This window comes from Heliobacterium mobile (assembly GCF_009720735.1).
Taxonomy (GTDB): Bacteria; Bacillota; Desulfitobacteriia; order Heliobacteriales; family Heliobacteriaceae; genus Heliobacterium; species Heliobacterium mobile.
Map to the genome: position 1 here is coordinate 48,883 of NZ_WNKU01000012.1, position 15,992 is coordinate 64,874.

The window sequence follows — 15,992 nt, forward strand, 5'->3', positions numbered from 1 at the left end:
GAAATGCCTACACCAATTAAAGTTCTATCTATCTTCGGCACCCGTCCGGAAGCCATCAAAATGGCACCGGTCGTCAAAGCCCTCGAAAGATGCCCGGAACAGATCATCTCCAAAGTGGCCGTCACGGCTCAGCACCGGGAAATGCTCGACCAAGTGCTGAAACTGTTCCAGATCACGCCGGATTACGACTTGAACATCATGGCGCCGGAACAGACCCTGTACGATGTGACATCGAAAGCACTGCTGGGGCTGAAACCGGTTTTGGAAGCAGAGCGGCCCGATGTGGTCCTCGTCCATGGCGACACGACGACGACCTTTGTGGCGTCCCTCGCGGCCTACTACCAGCAGATCGCCGTCGGCCATGTGGAAGCGGGGTTACGGACCCATAACAAATACTCCCCCTTCCCGGAAGAAATGAACCGGAAACTGACCGGAGCCATTGCCACCCTTCATTTCGCACCGACCTCCACATCCCAACAAAATCTTCGCCAAGAAGGCGTTTCAGAAGATAACATCTACATCACGGGCAACACGGTCATCGATGCTTTATTAGCGACGGTCCGTCCAGATTATGAATTTATTGACCCCGCCTTGAATAAAATTGATTTTAAAAACCGGGAAATTCTGCTGGTGACGACGCACCGCCGGGAAAACCTAGGTGAACCGATGCGCCAAGTCTACCGGGCGCTCTATACCGTATTAGAATCCCGTCCCCAGGCGGAAATCATCTTCCCGGTCCACAAAAACCCGGCAGTCCGCCGTGTCGTCAGCGAAGTCCTCGGCGAACACCCCCGCGTTCACCTGGTAGAACCGATGGACTATGAGCCCTTCGTCAACCTGATGGCACGGGCCACCCTTGTCCTCACCGACTCGGGCGGCATGCAAGAAGAAGCGCCGTCCTTAGGCAAACCGGTACTCGTTCTGCGGGACACCACCGAGCGGCCGGAAGCGGTCGTCGCCGGCACGGTGAAACTCGTCGGCACCGACGCCGAGACCATCATCCGGGAAACCCTTTCCTTGTTGGAAGACCGGAGCGCCTACGACTCCATGGCCAACGCCGTCAATCCCTACGGCGATGGAAAGGCCAGCGAGCGCACCGTTCAAGCGATCTTACATCATTTTGGCCGAAGCGAAGCAAAGCCGGAGGAATTTAATCCAGTCAAGTAAGCAGTGAAGTAAATCCGGAAAATCTTTGTATTCTTCGGATCCTCGAACGCTGATCTGTGCTTATGTGAAATCTGGGGTGCATTTACGGAGTGAGCGTTTTGGGCGCAGCGGCGTCAGCGAGCGCAGGATGCTGAGCGTTTAGGGCGCCATGGTTCACATGCAGAAAGCCCAGAGGTTTTGGCGCCCAGCGAAGCGTCCAAGCGAGTAGCCGCGAAGCCCTTAGCGAACGGAGTAAATGAACCCCGATTCAGACACGAAGCTTTTCAAAATCAATGAAAAGCGATTGGATTCATGGATCATGTATACATCAAAGACGAAGCAGATTCTTTTTGGATCAAAGTAGGATTTTTGCCATTGAACGCGAATACTTATTGTTGGCTTCTAGAGCGTAAGAGGTTTGCCGAATTGCTGTTGAAGAAACGAAGCAGGTATAGAGTGGAATGAGGCCATTCCATCCAGGGCATGCTAGCTTTGGCTGATATTTCAGGGGGGAAAGGTTTGGCCAATTTCGAATTACCCTCCAAGCGAGTTTTGAGAGCGTTCGCGTTAACTTCGACCATTGGCGCCGAATTTGCGGCTGCAGTGTACATCGGCTATCTAGCAGGCCGCTACGCCGATAGTGTTTGGGGGACAGACCCGTGGCTGATGCTCACTGGTGTTTTAGTGGGTGTCGCTGGCGGGTTTTTCGGTGTCTACTACCTTGTCGCAACATTTTTCAAGGAAGATAAAGGGAAGAAGACCGAAGATGACCTCTCGGAGTGAAGCCGTCCGTGACACGCCTGGTAGGGTGGGAAACGGGAGTGGACAAAGAACCATGGAATTGCAACAGCTTCTTTCGCGGTTGTGGCGCACAGGTCTCCTTGGGGTGGGAGCTTGCCTGGCGTTCATCCCATTCGTCGATAGGCCGGAGCTCCCTGCAGGCGTAGCCCTCGGGTGGGCATCCGGTATCGCAGCATCGCGGCTTCTCTACATGCGGCTCGCCCGCATGGACGATCAAGACCCCGACCAGGCTGTGCGCAACATCCAGTTCAGCTCATTCGCTCGCCTGAGCTTGAGCGTACTGGCCTTGCTCATCGCCTACAAAACCCCCGGCGTCTTCGATCTCATGGCTACCGGTTTCGGCCTCCTCCTGACACCGGCGATCTCGCTGATGTTTGGGATGGTGGAGGCACAAAGATCCACATCATCGTGGGAAAAGACTAAATGAAAGGGGTGAATCAGAAAGTTTATGGGAGAACACACACGGCAGGTGTGGCACTTTATGGGGATGAGCTTCTGGGCTGATACGCTGTTGATGACCTGGATCGTCATGGCCTTCCTGCTTGTTTTCGGGTACATAGCGGGAAGACGGGCGACCACCGGAGTTCCTGACCGTCTCGTCGCTATCTGGGAGTACGTCATTGACTTCGTCAGTGGACTGATCACAGAGAACACCGACTACAAGAAACTGGCCGGATTGCTCAGCTACCTGTGCACGTTAATCATGTTCATCTTTTTCGCCAACATGCTCGGTCTGTTCCCGAACTTCACCTTCGGCGTCGGTCATATTCATATGAATCCGAACATGATGTCTCCGACGGCAGACTTGAACACGACAATGGCCTTGGCGACATTGACCATTATTTTGGTGCAGTATTACGGGATCAAGTTCAACGGCAGCCACTATTTCGGTCACTTTTTTACTCCAAACTGGGTGTTTTTCCCCATACACGCCGTAGAATTGGTCACCAAACCAGTTACGCTGGCCTTCCGTCTTTACGGGAACATCTATGCTGGTGAAGTTTTGATCTCCGTCTTGCTCACCTTCCTGCCCTTTGGAGTGGCTTACGCGGCAGGCGGGTTCATACCCCATCTAATCTGGTTGTCGTTCTCCGTCTTCGTCGGAGCCATCCAATCCTTCGTCTTCACCGTCTTGACCATTGTGTACATCGCCCAAGCCATCGGCTCTGCCGATGCTCACTAAATCACCAAAAAAGAAATGCGAAATGTTCCAGCCAGTTTGCTGGAAAACATGAAAGGAGAGGTTTTTTCGTGGATGTCAAAGCTTTAGCTCTCTTGGGTGCCGGTCTTTCTGTAGGTCTCGCCGCTCTCGGCGCCGGTATCGGTAACGGTCTCGTCACCTCCAAAACGGTTGAAGGTATCGCTCGTCAACCCCAAGCTCGTGGCGCTCTGCAAACGACCATGTTCATTTCCGTCGGTCTGATCGAAGCGCTCCCCATCATCACCGTCGTTATCGCCTTCTTGCTCTACAACATCGGCAGCAAGTAATTCACCCAGCTCTTTTTTACATCGGTCATCCTAAAATCAAAAACTTAGAAAACAGCGAAGCGTTTTCTCCGATAAGGAGGTTCAGCGGTGCTTGAGGCTTTGAACCTAAATGGGACATTCCTGGCAATGCTGGTCAGCTTCCTGCTGTTGGTTGCGCTGCTGAAACAGGTCGCCTTCAAACCTTTGTTAAATGCGCTCGATGACCGTCGCCGCAAAATCGACGAATCGATCAAGCGGGCGGAAAGCGACCTTGAGGAAGCCTCCAATTTGCGGGCCGAATATGCAGCTGAACTGCAAAAAGCCCGTCAGGAAGCTCATGAACTGATTGTCAACGCCACCAAAGTGGGCGAGGAAAAAGCCCAGGAAATCATTGCGGCGGCCCAAGCGGACGCCCTGCGGCTGAAAGAAAAAGCCGTTACCGACATCAAACGGGAAAAAGAAAAAGCCCTCGAAGAGCTGCGCGCCCATGTGGTCGGTCTCTCCGTCCTTGCCGCGCAGAAGATCATTGAAAAGAACCTGGATGAGAACACCCAGCGTCAGTTGGTCGATGAAGTCATCGGCGAAGTGGGGAAACTGCCATGCTAAATGGTGCTGTCGCTCGCCGCTACGCCCAGGCTCTGCTGGAGATCGGCATCGAGACCAACAGCCTGAACGAAATGGAACAGTACCTCGGCCGATTTGTGAACATGTTGGACAACCAAGATGACCTTCGCCGGGTACTCTATCATCCCTCCGTCGTCATGGCCGAGAAAAAGGAGCTCGTCAACGCCGTACTCAAAGCGGATCAATTCCCTGAGACGGTACGGGCCTTCATCCTTCTCGTTATTGAACGGCGCCGGGAGAACTATTTCATCGAACTCTACCAGGAATTCGTCCGCCTGGCCAACCAAATCCGCAACATCGTCGAAGCGCGGGTGACCAGCGCCGTCGAACTGTCGGAGGCACAGGTGGAACGCCTCAAGGAACAACTCCGTACCACCACCGGAAAACAGGTGGTACTCCATCGCCAAGTCGACCCCAGCCTGCTCGGCGGACTGGTCGTAGCCTTCGGCGACCGGATCATTGACGGTTCTGTAGCCGGAAAAATCCGGAGCCTAAAAGAAAGCCTGCAGCAGATTCCTCTGCCGTCGCTTCCATAACTGGTAACTCTCACAAGAGAATAGGGGTGAAGAACCGTCCATGAGTTTACGTCCTGAAGAGATTAGCGCCATTATCAAGCAACAGATCGAGCGTTACGAAAAACCCCTGGAGGCCGCCGAATCTGGCACCGTTATTCAGGTCGGTGATGGTATTGCCCGTATCTATGGCTTGGAAAAGGCCATGGCCGGTGAACTGTTGGAGTTCCCCGGACAGGTTTACGGCATGGTGCTGAACCTCGAAGAAGATAACATCGGTTGCGTTATTCTCGGTCCCTACACCGACATCAAAGAAGGGGACACGGTCAAACGGACGGGCCGCATCGTGGAGGTTCCCGTAGGTCCCGAGCTCGTCGGTCGGGTTGTCAACCCGCTCGGCATGCCGCTCGACGGGAAAGGTCCCATCAATGCGAAACAGTTCCGTCCCATCGAATCGCAAGCCCCTGGGGTCATCAAACGGAAATCCGTTCATGAACCCCTGCAGACCGGCCTCAAGGCCATCGACGCCATGGTTCCCATCGGCCGTGGCCAGCGGGAATTGATCATCGGCGACCGTCAGACCGGTAAAACGGCTGTCGCTGTCGACACGATCATCAACCAAAAAGGGCAAGGCGTGACCTGTATCTATGTGGCCGTCGGGCAAAAAGCTTCGACTGTTGCCGGTGTCGTGAAGACCCTCGAAGAGCATGGCGCGATGGATTACACCATCATCGTCACCGCAACGGCTTCCGAGCCGGCTCCGCTGCTCTACATCGCTCCCTACTCCGGTTGCGCCATGGGCGAATACTTCCTCTACAACGGACAGCACGCCCTGGTCATCTATGATGACCTGTCCAAACAGGCTGTCGCGTACCGGGAACTCTCCCTGCTCCTCCGCCGTCCGCCCGGCCGCGAAGCGTACCCTGGCGACGTCTTCTACCTGCACTCCCGCCTGCTGGAACGGGCTGCGAAGCTCTCCGATGAATACGGCGCCGGATCTCTGACGGCTCTGCCTATCATCGAAACCCAGGCCGGTGACGTGTCGGCCTACATCCCGACGAACGTCATCTCCATCACCGACGGCCAGATCTTCCTGGAGTCGGACCTCTTCAACTCGGGCATCCGTCCCGCTATCAACGCCGGTATCTCCGTATCCCGGGTCGGTGGCGCCGCCCAGATCAAAGCGATGAAACAGGTCGCCGGCCGCCTCCGTCTGGAACTGGCCCAATACCGCGAACTGGCCGCTTTCGCCCAGTTCGGCTCCGACCTGGACAAAGCGACCCAAGCCCGCCTCAACCGCGGTCAACGACTCGTGGAAATCCTCAAACAGAATCAGTATGTCCCCAAGGTTGTTGAAGAACAAGTGGCCATCATCTTCTCGGCGGTTAACGGCTACCTGGACGACATCGAAGTGGCGGACGTGCTGAAGTTCGAAGAAGGATTTATCAAAGTCCTGCGCACCCAGAAGGCCGACATTCTCAAGGATATCCGCGAGAAGAAAGCCCTCAACGACGATATCACCGAGCGGCTCAAAAAAGCCATCGAAGAGTTCAAAAAGACCTTCGTGGCTTAGTCTCGAAGTCTGACGCAATGAAAAGACTCCGAGAGGATAGCGAGGTGAAATAAATGGCTGGAATGCGCGATATTAAGCGCCGCATTCGTTCGATTAAAAGCACCCAGCAGATCACCAAAGCCATGAAAATGGTGGCGGCGGCCAAACTACGCCGGGCCCAGGAGAAAGTCACCCAAGCCCGCCCCTATGCCAAGCGCGTGCAGGGGGTCCTCTCGCGACTGGTGGCCGCTGTCCAGGATGTGAACCATCCCTTATTGGAGACGCGGGACGTCAAACATACCGGATACGTCGTCGTCACCGCTGACCGCGGTTTGTGCGGCGGCTACAACGGCAACATCATCCGGAAAGTCCATCAGGATGTGAAAGGCCGCAACGACGTATCCCTGGTCTGTGTCGGCCGGAAAGGCCGGGACTTTTTCCGGCGGACCGGCAAAAAGATCGAAGCCGAATATGTCGGCTTGGGCGAAGACATCACCTATGCCATGGCGAAAGAGATCGCCGGTAAGGTGATGGGGCTCTACCAAGAAGGCGTATTCGACAAGGTCGAACTGGTCTTCACCGAGTTCTTCTCGGCGTTGACCCAAAAACCAGTGCAGATGCAACTTCTGCCGATCCCCTCGCCGTCCGGTGAAGGTGCCGGCGACGATGGAAACGGCGTAGGTCCTCTGTATGAGTTCGAACCGAGCGCTGAAGCCGTATTAAGTGAACTGCTTCCCCGCTACGTGGAGAACCAAATCTACCGGGCGCTGCTCGAATCGAAAGCGTCCGAACAAGGCGCCCGGATGACCGCCATGGGTTCGGCCACCGACAACGCCAAAGAAATGATCGACAAGCTCACCTTGTCCTTCAACCGGGCCCGTCAGGCCGCCATCACCAAGGAAATCTCCGAGGTCGTCGGCGGTGCCGCGGCCCTGGGCTAAACAATGTATCGTGACTCCTACCAGGGGAGGTAAAAGCATTCGATGAACTTCGGAAAAGTAATCCAGGTCATCGGGCCGGTCGTGGACATTCAGTTCCCGCCCGGTCAGATGCCTGAGATTTATAACGCAATCAAGATCCGCAAGGCCGATCAGGAAAACTACGAGGGCACCGTCGACATCGACATCACCCTCGAAGCGATGCAGCACCTCGGCAACAACTCCGTCCGCTGCGTCGCCATGTCCACCACTGACGGCCTGACCCGGGGCATGCGCGCCCTCGATACCGGCGCCGCTATCTCCGTTCCTGTCGGCAATGAAATCCTGGGCCGCATGTTCAACGTTCTCGGCAACCCCATCGACGAAGCCGGTGAAGTGGACGCCAAGGAATTCTGGCCCATTCACCGCAAAGCACCGAGCTTTGAAAGTCTCGAACCGTCCACCCAAGTTCTTGAAACGGGGATTAAAGTCGTTGACTTGCTGGCTCCCTACGCCAAAGGCGGTAAAGTCGGCCTCTTCGGCGGCGCCGGTGTCGGCAAAACCGTTTTGATTCAGGAACTGATCAACAACATCGCCATGGAATACTCGGGCTTCTCCGTCTTCGCTGGTGTCGGCGAGCGAACCCGGGAAGGTAACGACCTCTACCACGAATTTAAAGATTCCGGCATCCTGAAAAACGTTGCCATGGTCTTCGGTCAGATGAACGAGCCCCCCGGTGCCCGTATGCGCGTGGCCCTCTCCGGTCTCGTCATGGCCGAATACTTCCGTGACGTGCAGAACCAGGACGTTCTCCTCTTCGTCGATAACATCTTCCGTTTCACCCAGGCCGGCTCGGAAGTGTCGGCGCTCCTCGGCCGGATGCCCTCCGCCGTTGGTTACCAGCCCACACTGTCCACCGAAATGGGTCAATTGCAAGAACGGATCACCTCCACCAAGAACGGTTCCATCACCTCCGTTCAGGCCATCTACGTGCCTGCTGACGACTTGACGGACCCGGCGCCTGCCACGGCCTTCGCCCACTTGGACGCCACCACCGTTCTTTCCCGGGCCATCGCCGAGATCGGGATCTACCCCGCCGTGGACCCCCTCGACTCGACCTCCCGGATTCTGGACCCCAACGTTGTTGGCGAAGAGCACTACAGCGTCGCCCGGGGCGTCCAAAAAATGCTGCAGCGCTACAAAGAACTGCAGGACATCATCGCCATCTTGGGGATGGACGAACTGTCGGACGACGACAAACTGGTTGTGGCCCGGGCCCGGAAGATTCAGCGCTTCCTGTCCCAGCCCTTCTTCGTCGCCGAAGCCTTTACCGGCATGCCCGGCAAATTCGTTCCCCTCAAAGAATCCATCCGTGGCTTCAAAGAAATTCTCGAAGGCAAACACGACGATCTTCCGGAAAGTGCCTTCCTCATGGTCGGCACCATCGAAGAAGCTGTGGAAAAAGCCAAGGAAATGGCGTAAGAGGGGAGTGACCAGTCATGGCCAACCAGACCTACCTCCTCGAGGTGGTTACTCCCGAGCGGGTGGTCGTCAACGAGGAAGTGGAGGTCACCTCCGCCCCCGGTACCGAGGGAAGCCTTGGTATACTGGCCGACCATGCTCCCATGCTGACCGCCTTGAACATTGGCCTCTTGGAGTACGGCAAACACGGTGAAAACAAAAAACTGACCATCACCGGCGGTTTTTTGGAAGTCGCCAACAACAAGGTCACCGTCCTGGCGACCGCTGCCGAAAAAGTCCAGGAGATCGACCTCTCCCGGGCGGAAGCAGCTCGCCGCCGGGCGGAACAGCGCATTGAAAAAGCGCAGACCGGCAACTCTGAAGTAGATATCGACCGGGCCGAAATGGCCTTAAAACGGGCGTTACTGCGCTTAGAGGCTGCGAAACATAACCAATAGTAAATGGAATTGATCCCAAGGGATTGAAAAACGCCAACCTTCCGATGCGGAAGAGTTGGCGTTTTTTCTTTGACCGGTTGATCAAAGACTACAATAATAGTAAAAATTTAAATTTTAAGGTGTAGATTTGAATTTATTAGGTTTTATTGCTAGAATAATTATAGTCCTGTATCCTATCGCATAACAGTATTATCGCATAAACGATAACCGTAAAAACGAAAGTAATAGCATCATAAAGTAAGAACAACATTAGTCAGTAATCATGTACTATCAAGCGAATGGTTGTTCTATACTAGATAATGCGGTGATAAATAAATCGAATCAAACCGATAATCAAGAACAACAAAGTAGGTATTAACCAAATGAAAGAATTCCGGGTAGTCCTTATCGGATTGTATAACTCCAAAGCGTTGGGTGTTCGTGCGCTTTCCTCGGTGCTAAAAGCCAAAGGTTACACTGTTAGTATCATCTTTTTCAAAGACTTCAACAGTCTGAATGCCCGAGAACCTTCCGAAGCGGAGTATAGACTTCTCCTGGACAAGCTAATAGAAATTAATCCCCATATGATCGGCCTGAGCGTCATGTCTTCTTTTTACCTGTCTGCAGCCCACGAAATGTCTCGGCGGATCAAAGATAACATTCCACAAGCTCACCTGATTTGGGGAGGGGTATATGCTACCCTCTTTCCGAAAGAAAGTATGGAATACTGCGACTATCTCATGCGAGGAGAATGCGACGAGGCGATTATCGACTTGGCCGAAGCCCTGGAAGGTAAAAAAGACCTCAGTCGTGTTCCTAATCTATGTTACCGTCGCAGTGATGAAATCGTGTTTAATGAAATGAAGCATCTGCAGGCGACACTAGATGAACTTCCCTTTCCCGACATGGGCGGCAGCGATATGTATCATATCTCCAACGGCCAACTAAACACCTGCGATCCTCAAGTTAGCAGCATATCCTATGAAATGAGTGCGTCCCGCGGCTGTCCTTATGTCTGCTCCTACTGCAGCAGTTTAAGTTTAAGACGATTATATAAAGGAAAAGGGCCTTTTGTACGCCAGCGATCCGTAGAAAGCACCTTGTCTGAACTGAAGTGGGCCCAAAGGCATGTAAAAAACATGCGGATGGTTTGGTTTTGGGACGAAATATTCGCCGATGAAGAAGAATGGGTCAACGAATTCGTAGCTCGATATAAGCAAGAAATCGGCTTACCCTTCAACATTTGGGGGCACCCCTTAAAAATTAAAAGAAAGACCATCGAGAACCTCGTAAAAGCGGGCCTCCACCAAGTTGTTGTAGGTATTCAGCACGGTTCTCCGCGTATTCGCAAAGAGATTTATTATCGCAAAGAAACAAATGAACAAATCATCGAAATGAGTCGTATCTTAGCAGAAGCGAAAGTACCAGAAGTGGTCTATGATTTAATTTTAGACAGCCCCTTTGAGACGGTCAATGATTTAGAAGAGACCTACCACCTGTGTATGAAGCTCTATAAGCCCTATACCCTGAACTTGCACGGCCTCAGTTTTCTGCCGGGAACGGATATTGAAAAGCTCGCTGTGAACCAAGGATTGTTGACCTGGGAAGACCTTAAAAAGCAACAATCCAAACCGATTGAAGAAATGTACCGTACCTTCAGTTGGTGGACACACACCGGTTCCCAAGAAGACCGTGAACGGGCCTACTGGAAAAACATGATCCACTTGACCCAATTCGGCTGGGCCTCTGCCATCCTACCCCTGTTAGAAAAGGAATACTTTAAACGCAACCCCGAATCTATGAATTTCTTACGCACATCGGCTAACGGTTGGAACCTAATGCGTCGTGTTAACCGCAAAATCCTGCTGAAACTCGGATTAACCTAGATTAAAAATGAACCTAGATTAAAAGACACCCTCGATGGCAAGAATGGAAATAATTACTGCTGCTGAGGGTGTCTTTCATGATCAAACTTATCGTTCAAATCGCCATGCAGACGATTCTCTTTACTGTCGTCAGCGTTTATCTCCTCTTTCGCAATGACGGGGAAGGCGCCAAGTGGTTGATAACCGAAATCCCCATCGCGGAAAAGAAAATTACCGAATGTATCAGTGGATATATTCCAGCACTAACAAGACAATGGGATACTATACTTCACCTAGAAACGCCGTTGCAAATCTTTAATTCTTCGAACGGACAGAACGGTCATTCAAAAAGCACGATGACCAATGGCGGCATAGATTCAGAAATTGTAAATTCAAACCAAAACGATCCTGCCAAAAGTGAAGAACAGATAAAAATTAACGTAAATGCAATCACAAAAATATACACCGCCATGGAACAAGTATCTATACAACCCAAAGAAGGGGTAGTAACAGTATGGATACCGGTTAAATTTAATTTGCCGGGAGAGGAAAAAAGGGGCTTCTTTAACCTGGACAGAGTATATGGCTCTCAGGACCGGGATATCCAAGGTTCCGCCGAAACATATCTCCTCAACACCTACAAAAGGGTGACAAACCAAGATTGCACGGAAGCGCCTACCATCCGAACGGAGGGCCGGCGGCTTTATGGACGACTGCGAGGAGAAAATAACGGGGGAAACCCAGTCGAACTAACGTTACAAATGGAGGGCCAACAAGGGCACCTTACCGTTACAATTCGCCAGGACCTCCCGGAAATTTCCGGGATCTCTGCTTTTGAGAGCCTGAATAAACTGGCTGAAGGAAATCAAAAGTTCGAATATAGCATCACCCTGCTGGGAAGCCGGCCAGGGCATTTATCGCCCCAAGAACAAGAAGTCGCCATCAGTTCTTGTTTTGATCGCATCCAGGCCGAGCGGCTTCGAGTGAGCGTTGACGATGTGATGATCGTCAGCGCCTACTGGTCCCAGCTACCGAGTGGTATCAAAATGGGAGAACGAGACATCAATTTACAGGCTTTAGTGCGCTATCACGGTGTGGATCAGAGAACCTACTTTGCCATCGGTTACCCCTTGGTGATGCAGGAGATGTAGGATAGAAAAAAGGTTTTCGGAAAAATTATTTTAGGCAGGAAAGCCAATGAACCTGTCGAAAATTATTCAGGTTGGGAAAAAACCTAATAAGCTTCTACATATCCAGAAGAATATGGAAAAACCCTAAGAAGGGGGGAGCCGCCGGCTTCCAGAATCGTCGATGAAGACGGCATAAGCAGCAAATGGAAACAAAGATAGTCGTAAACGGGGGGATCCCCCTCGTAGGAAATATTCGCGTCGGCAACGCCAAAAACGCAGTACTACCGATATTAATCGCCACTCTCTTGGCTGACGGCGAATCGATTATCGCCGATGTGCCCCGATTGGCGGATGTCGATACGACCTGTTCGGTGCTCCAACATATGGGTTGCGAAGTAGCCCGTGTTGAGAACAATATCGTCGTCCGTTGCGGAAAACTGATCAGCCATGAAGCGCCCTACGAATTTGTCCGGCGCATGCGCGCCTCTTTCTTAGTGATGGGACCGTTGCTAGCCCGCTTGGGGAAAGCGAAAATCTCCCTACCCGGTGGATGCGCCATTGGTACTCGGCCGATCAACCTGCACCTAAAAGGCTTGGAGGCAATGGGTGCCAAGGTTCGGATGGAACACGGCCACGTAGAAGCCCGATGCCGTCGCCTGCAAGGTGCCCAAATCTATTTAGACTTTCCTTCCGTAGGGGCAACGGAGAACCTGATGATGGCCGCAGCCTTGGCTGATGGGCAGACAGTGATCGAAAACGCCGCCGAAGAGCCCGAAATTATCGACCTCGCCAACTACCTGAACGCGATCGGTGCCAAGATCAAAGGAGCCGGAACGCGCGTTATTAAGATCGAAGGCGTCAACCACCTGAACGGAGCCAGCTATACACCAATTCCTGACCGCATTGAAGCCGGATCCTATATGGTTGCTGCGGCCGCTACTGGCGGAGACCTCACCGTCGATAATGTCATCATCGACCATGTCAAACCAGTCATCGCCAAACTAAAAGAAATGGGCGTCACCGTTCAGGAAATGGAATCAAGCCTGCGAGTCAAAGCAGAACAACCGCTCCGAGCAGTAGACATCAAAACTCTTCCCTATCCGGGTTTTCCAACAGATATGCAAGCCCAGATGATGGCCTTGTTGGCAGTAAGCGATGGAACGGGCGTCGTCACTGAGACCGTCTTCGAAAACCGATTTATGCATGTGGATGAACTCAAGCGTATGGGCGCACAGATTAAGGTCGAAAGCCGGACTGCCGTCGTGCAGGGTGTATCGAAGCTCTACGGAGCTCCGGTCAAAGCAACAGATTTGCGAGCTGGAGCTGCACTTGTCATCGCCGCTCTCTCGGCAGAAATGTCTACCGAAATCAGTTGTGTTCACCATATAGACCGTGGATATGACGACATCGTCGGAAAACTGCGCGCGGTGGGTGCCCGCATAGACCGGCATAACGGGGACTGCTAAGCGTTGAGCCCCTAAAAGAAACAAATACGTAGTCATCTATGATCCCTCCTCGTCATAAACATGTAGGCGCATGGGCGATGACGGGAGGGATTTTTTATGCCCGCAAGACGAAGTCTATGGAAACCGTGGAAACTATATTTCATCGGAACCATCATCACCGCCATGCTGCTGGTCTTGGGAATTCCCTTGCTCATCCTCAAAAACCCACAAATCCTTTTTTGGAATGTCCCAGTAGAAGGGCCCAAGATAAAACTCCAACTAAAAGACGGAAAGGTCTACGACATTCCCATGGAAGAGTATCTTGCCGGTGTGCTTTCCGGAGAAATGTCCCCGCTAGACCCCCCTGAAGCATTAAAAGCGATGGCCGTAGCCGCTCGCAGCTATGCCTGGTATCACGCTTTAAAGGGAGAACCGATTTGCACCACTGTGCACTGCCAAGTTTGGCTCTCGTCGGAAGAGCGGGAACAACGGTGGGGGCAGAAAACACAGCTCTACACTTGGCGGATCGAACAGGCCGTTAAAGCGACTCAGGGGCAATTTCTCCTCTATCACAATCAGGTCATCGACGCGACCTACCACGCTGCCTGTGGCGGCCATACAGAATCGGCTGCAGACGTATGGGGAACAGACATCCTCTACTTGCAGAGCGTATCGTGCCCGGAAAAACCGGTTGTCAAGGAAGCCCGATTCACCCCGGAAGAACTCGATGCCAAGTTCGGGACTGCCTTAGCAACGATGAGCCCGAAAGACCGGGCAAAAGCGTTGCAAGTAGCTGACAAAACGGCCGGCGGTAGAGCGAAGACCATCCGGATCGGCCGAACCGACTTAGAAGGGACCAAATTTCGCTCTCTTTTAGGACTCTCCTCGACAGATCTGCAGATGGAATGGGACAAGGATCAACTGCGTATTCAAACCCGTGGGTACGGCCACGCTGTCGGTCTTTGTCAAACCGGCGATATCACTATGGCCGAAGAAGGGAAGAACTACGAAGAAATACTTGCTCATTATTATCCAGAAACAGAGTTAAAAAAGATGTATTAGCCCTCGAATACGGCAGCAATTCCCGAATATGACCGGATTTTACCGCCTTGCTCCGGCAACCCTCGCCGTTCTTTTTTCCTCCCTCCCTCATATAATCTAACTGACTTCAGGTGAGGGAGGGCCGGGCATGCAGGAATACATCCGCAAACGAGTGATGGAGGTATCTCAGTACATATTAGATACCGCCTCTACAGTACGCCAAACGGCAACCGTCTTTGGAGTCAGCAAGAGCACCATCCACAAGGATGTAACCGAACGCCTCCCGTCCATCAATCCGGAACTGGCCGAGGAAATCAAAAACGTCCTCGAACAAAACAAGGCAGAACGGCATATTCGGGGTGGGGAAGCAACGCGCAAAAAGTACCAAGAGGCGTTGTAAACAGTCAACCCAAAGACCGAATGTGCTTGTTGCAAAAATTTCATTCCCAGTTCCCCTTGGCTGCATGTATTCGACAGGGTATACTGTATTTGACATAGAAACTCGAAATTTTGTCGCAGACTAGGGGGACGGCGCGTGTTTGGGTTAAACGTGGACATTGGGATTGATTTGGGAACAGCCAGCGTGCTGGTTTTTGTAAAGGGAAAAGGCATTGTGCTCATGGAGCCTTCAGTGGTGGCCATCAACAAGGATACAGGCTCTATCATTGCCGTTGGTGAAGAAGCAAGGCGGATGCTTGGGCGGACGCCGGGCAATATCGTCGCTATCCGGCCCTTGCGGGACGGAGTCATCGCCGACTATGATGTGACCGAACGGATGCTGCGCTATTTCATCACGAAAGCTTGCGGCAAGTCTTTCTTTTTTAAACCGCGAGTGATGGTCTGCATCCCCTCCGGCGTAACCGGCGTCGAAGAGCGGGCCGTACGGCAAGCAGCACTCCAAGCCGGTGCCCGGCAGGCTTATCTCATTGAAGAGCCTCTAGCGGCTGCCTTGGGAGCCGGCCTGGACATATCGGAAGCCTCCGGTTCAATGGTTGTTGACATCGGCGGTGGCACCACCGACATCGCCGTCCTTTCGCTGGGCGGCATCGTCTGTTCTAAATCGCTTCGTGTCGGTGGGGACAAGTTCGATGAGGCCATCGTCCGTTACATCCGGAAAGAACACTCGCTCATGATCGGTGAGCGGACTGCAGAAGAACTGAAGATCAAAATCGGCACCGCCTACCCGCAAGGGCGAAAAGGGGAAGAATACGCCGAGATCCGTGGACGAGACCTCGTCAGCGGCCTGCCTAAGACGGTCCGGGTATCGACCATAGAAACCTACCGGGCCATGCAGGAAAACATCGAAGCTGTCGTCAGCGGCGTCAAAGAAGTTCTCGAACGAACCCCTCCGGAACTGTCTGCCGACATCATGAACAAGGGCATCGTCATGACCGGCGGCGGATCCCTGCTGAACGGGCTCGACACCCTTATCTCCAAAGAGACCCGGCTGCCTGTTCACGTGGCCGATGAGGCCATCTCCTGTGTAGCCTTAGGTACGGGGCTTGCCTTAGGCATGCTGAATTACCTACAGAAGAACACCATTCTATCGAAAAAAGTAATGTAGCACATAAACAAGTACAAATCATAAAACAAT

The 15,992-nt window shown here is 52.8% G+C and carries 17 protein-coding genes; all 17 read left to right on the forward strand.

The window, feature by feature from the left end; genetic code table 11:
* Positions 1-3 precede the first annotated feature (3 nt).
* The 17 genes from wecB (at position 4) to mreB (ending at position 15,962) form a co-directional block, all read left to right on the forward strand.
* A complete protein-coding gene (wecB, locus tag GJ688_RS11355; protein ID WP_155476673.1) occupies positions 4-1,167 on the forward strand; it encodes a non-hydrolyzing UDP-N-acetylglucosamine 2-epimerase in 1,164 nt (387 codons plus the stop codon).
* 498 nt (positions 1,168-1,665) lie between these two features.
* Entirely contained in the window at positions 1,666-1,929 is a 264-nt protein-coding gene (locus GJ688_RS11360; protein WP_235910932.1) for an AtpZ/AtpI family protein, read from the forward strand.
* Complete coding sequence (locus GJ688_RS11365) at positions 1,913-2,374, forward strand: ATP synthase subunit I (protein WP_155476675.1); 462 nt, start codon at positions 1,913-1,915, stop codon at positions 2,372-2,374. The genes GJ688_RS11360 and GJ688_RS11365 overlap by 17 nt, the downstream gene beginning before the upstream one ends.
* 21 nt (positions 2,375-2,395) lie before the next feature.
* The gene (atpB, locus tag GJ688_RS11370) at positions 2,396-3,130 is read left to right on the forward strand and encodes a F0F1 ATP synthase subunit A (protein WP_155476676.1); all 735 of its coding nucleotides are present in this window, start codon (positions 2,396-2,398) and stop codon (positions 3,128-3,130) included.
* 68 nt (positions 3,131-3,198) lie between these two features.
* On the forward strand, positions 3,199-3,435 hold the full coding sequence (gene atpE, locus GJ688_RS20690; RefSeq protein ID WP_170291904.1) for a F0F1 ATP synthase subunit C: 237 nt from the start codon (positions 3,199-3,201) through the stop codon (positions 3,433-3,435).
* Between the two features lie 87 nt (positions 3,436-3,522).
* Positions 3,523-4,020, forward strand: a complete 498-nt coding sequence (atpF, locus tag GJ688_RS11380; protein WP_328597360.1) for a F0F1 ATP synthase subunit B — start codon at positions 3,523-3,525, stop codon at positions 4,018-4,020.
* Entirely contained in the window at positions 4,014-4,574 is a 561-nt protein-coding gene (locus GJ688_RS11385; RefSeq protein WP_155476678.1) for a F0F1 ATP synthase subunit delta, read from the forward strand. The genes atpF and GJ688_RS11385 overlap by 7 nt, the downstream gene beginning before the upstream one ends.
* 40 nt (positions 4,575-4,614) lie before the next feature.
* Positions 4,615-6,123 (forward strand): F0F1 ATP synthase subunit alpha, encoded by a 1,509-nt coding sequence (gene atpA, locus GJ688_RS11390; RefSeq protein ID WP_155476679.1) that lies wholly within the window; start codon positions 4,615-4,617, stop codon positions 6,121-6,123.
* 53 nt (positions 6,124-6,176) lie between these two features.
* Positions 6,177-7,043 carry an ATP synthase F1 subunit gamma gene (atpG, locus tag GJ688_RS11395; protein ID WP_155476680.1) on the forward strand — a complete coding sequence of 289 codons (867 nt, stop codon included), beginning with the start codon at positions 6,177-6,179 and terminating at the stop codon, positions 7,041-7,043.
* Between the two features lie 42 nt (positions 7,044-7,085).
* Positions 7,086-8,501: a F0F1 ATP synthase subunit beta gene (atpD, locus tag GJ688_RS11400; RefSeq protein WP_155476681.1), complete on the forward strand. Its 1,416-nt coding sequence runs from the start codon at positions 7,086-7,088 to the stop codon at positions 8,499-8,501.
* A 17-nt stretch (positions 8,502-8,518) separates the two neighbouring features.
* Positions 8,519-8,938 carry a F0F1 ATP synthase subunit epsilon gene (locus GJ688_RS11405; protein ID WP_155476682.1) on the forward strand — a complete coding sequence of 140 codons (420 nt, stop codon included), beginning with the start codon at positions 8,519-8,521 and terminating at the stop codon, positions 8,936-8,938.
* Positions 8,939-9,300: 362 nt separating this feature from the next.
* Positions 9,301-10,803 (forward strand): B12-binding domain-containing radical SAM protein, encoded by a 1,503-nt coding sequence (locus GJ688_RS11410; protein ID WP_155476683.1) that lies wholly within the window; start codon positions 9,301-9,303, stop codon positions 10,801-10,803.
* 77 nt (positions 10,804-10,880) lie between these two features.
* A complete protein-coding gene (locus GJ688_RS11415) occupies positions 10,881-11,933 on the forward strand; it encodes a YwmB family TATA-box binding protein (RefSeq protein ID WP_155476684.1) in 1,053 nt (350 codons plus the stop codon).
* A gap of 182 nt (positions 11,934-12,115) precedes the next feature.
* Positions 12,116-13,378, forward strand: a complete 1,263-nt coding sequence (murA, locus tag GJ688_RS11420; RefSeq protein WP_155476685.1) for a UDP-N-acetylglucosamine 1-carboxyvinyltransferase — start codon at positions 12,116-12,118, stop codon at positions 13,376-13,378.
* Between the two features lie 96 nt (positions 13,379-13,474).
* Positions 13,475-14,419, forward strand: a complete 945-nt coding sequence (gene spoIID / locus GJ688_RS11425) for a stage II sporulation protein D (protein WP_155476686.1) — start codon at positions 13,475-13,477, stop codon at positions 14,417-14,419.
* A gap of 127 nt (positions 14,420-14,546) precedes the next feature.
* On the forward strand, positions 14,547-14,798 hold the full coding sequence (spoIIID, locus tag GJ688_RS11430; RefSeq protein ID WP_155476687.1) for a sporulation transcriptional regulator SpoIIID: 252 nt from the start codon (positions 14,547-14,549) through the stop codon (positions 14,796-14,798).
* A 135-nt stretch (positions 14,799-14,933) separates the two neighbouring features.
* Positions 14,934-15,962: a rod shape-determining protein gene (mreB, locus tag GJ688_RS11435; protein ID WP_170291905.1), complete on the forward strand. Its 1,029-nt coding sequence runs from the start codon at positions 14,934-14,936 to the stop codon at positions 15,960-15,962.
* Positions 15,963-15,992: the final 30 nt, after the last annotated feature.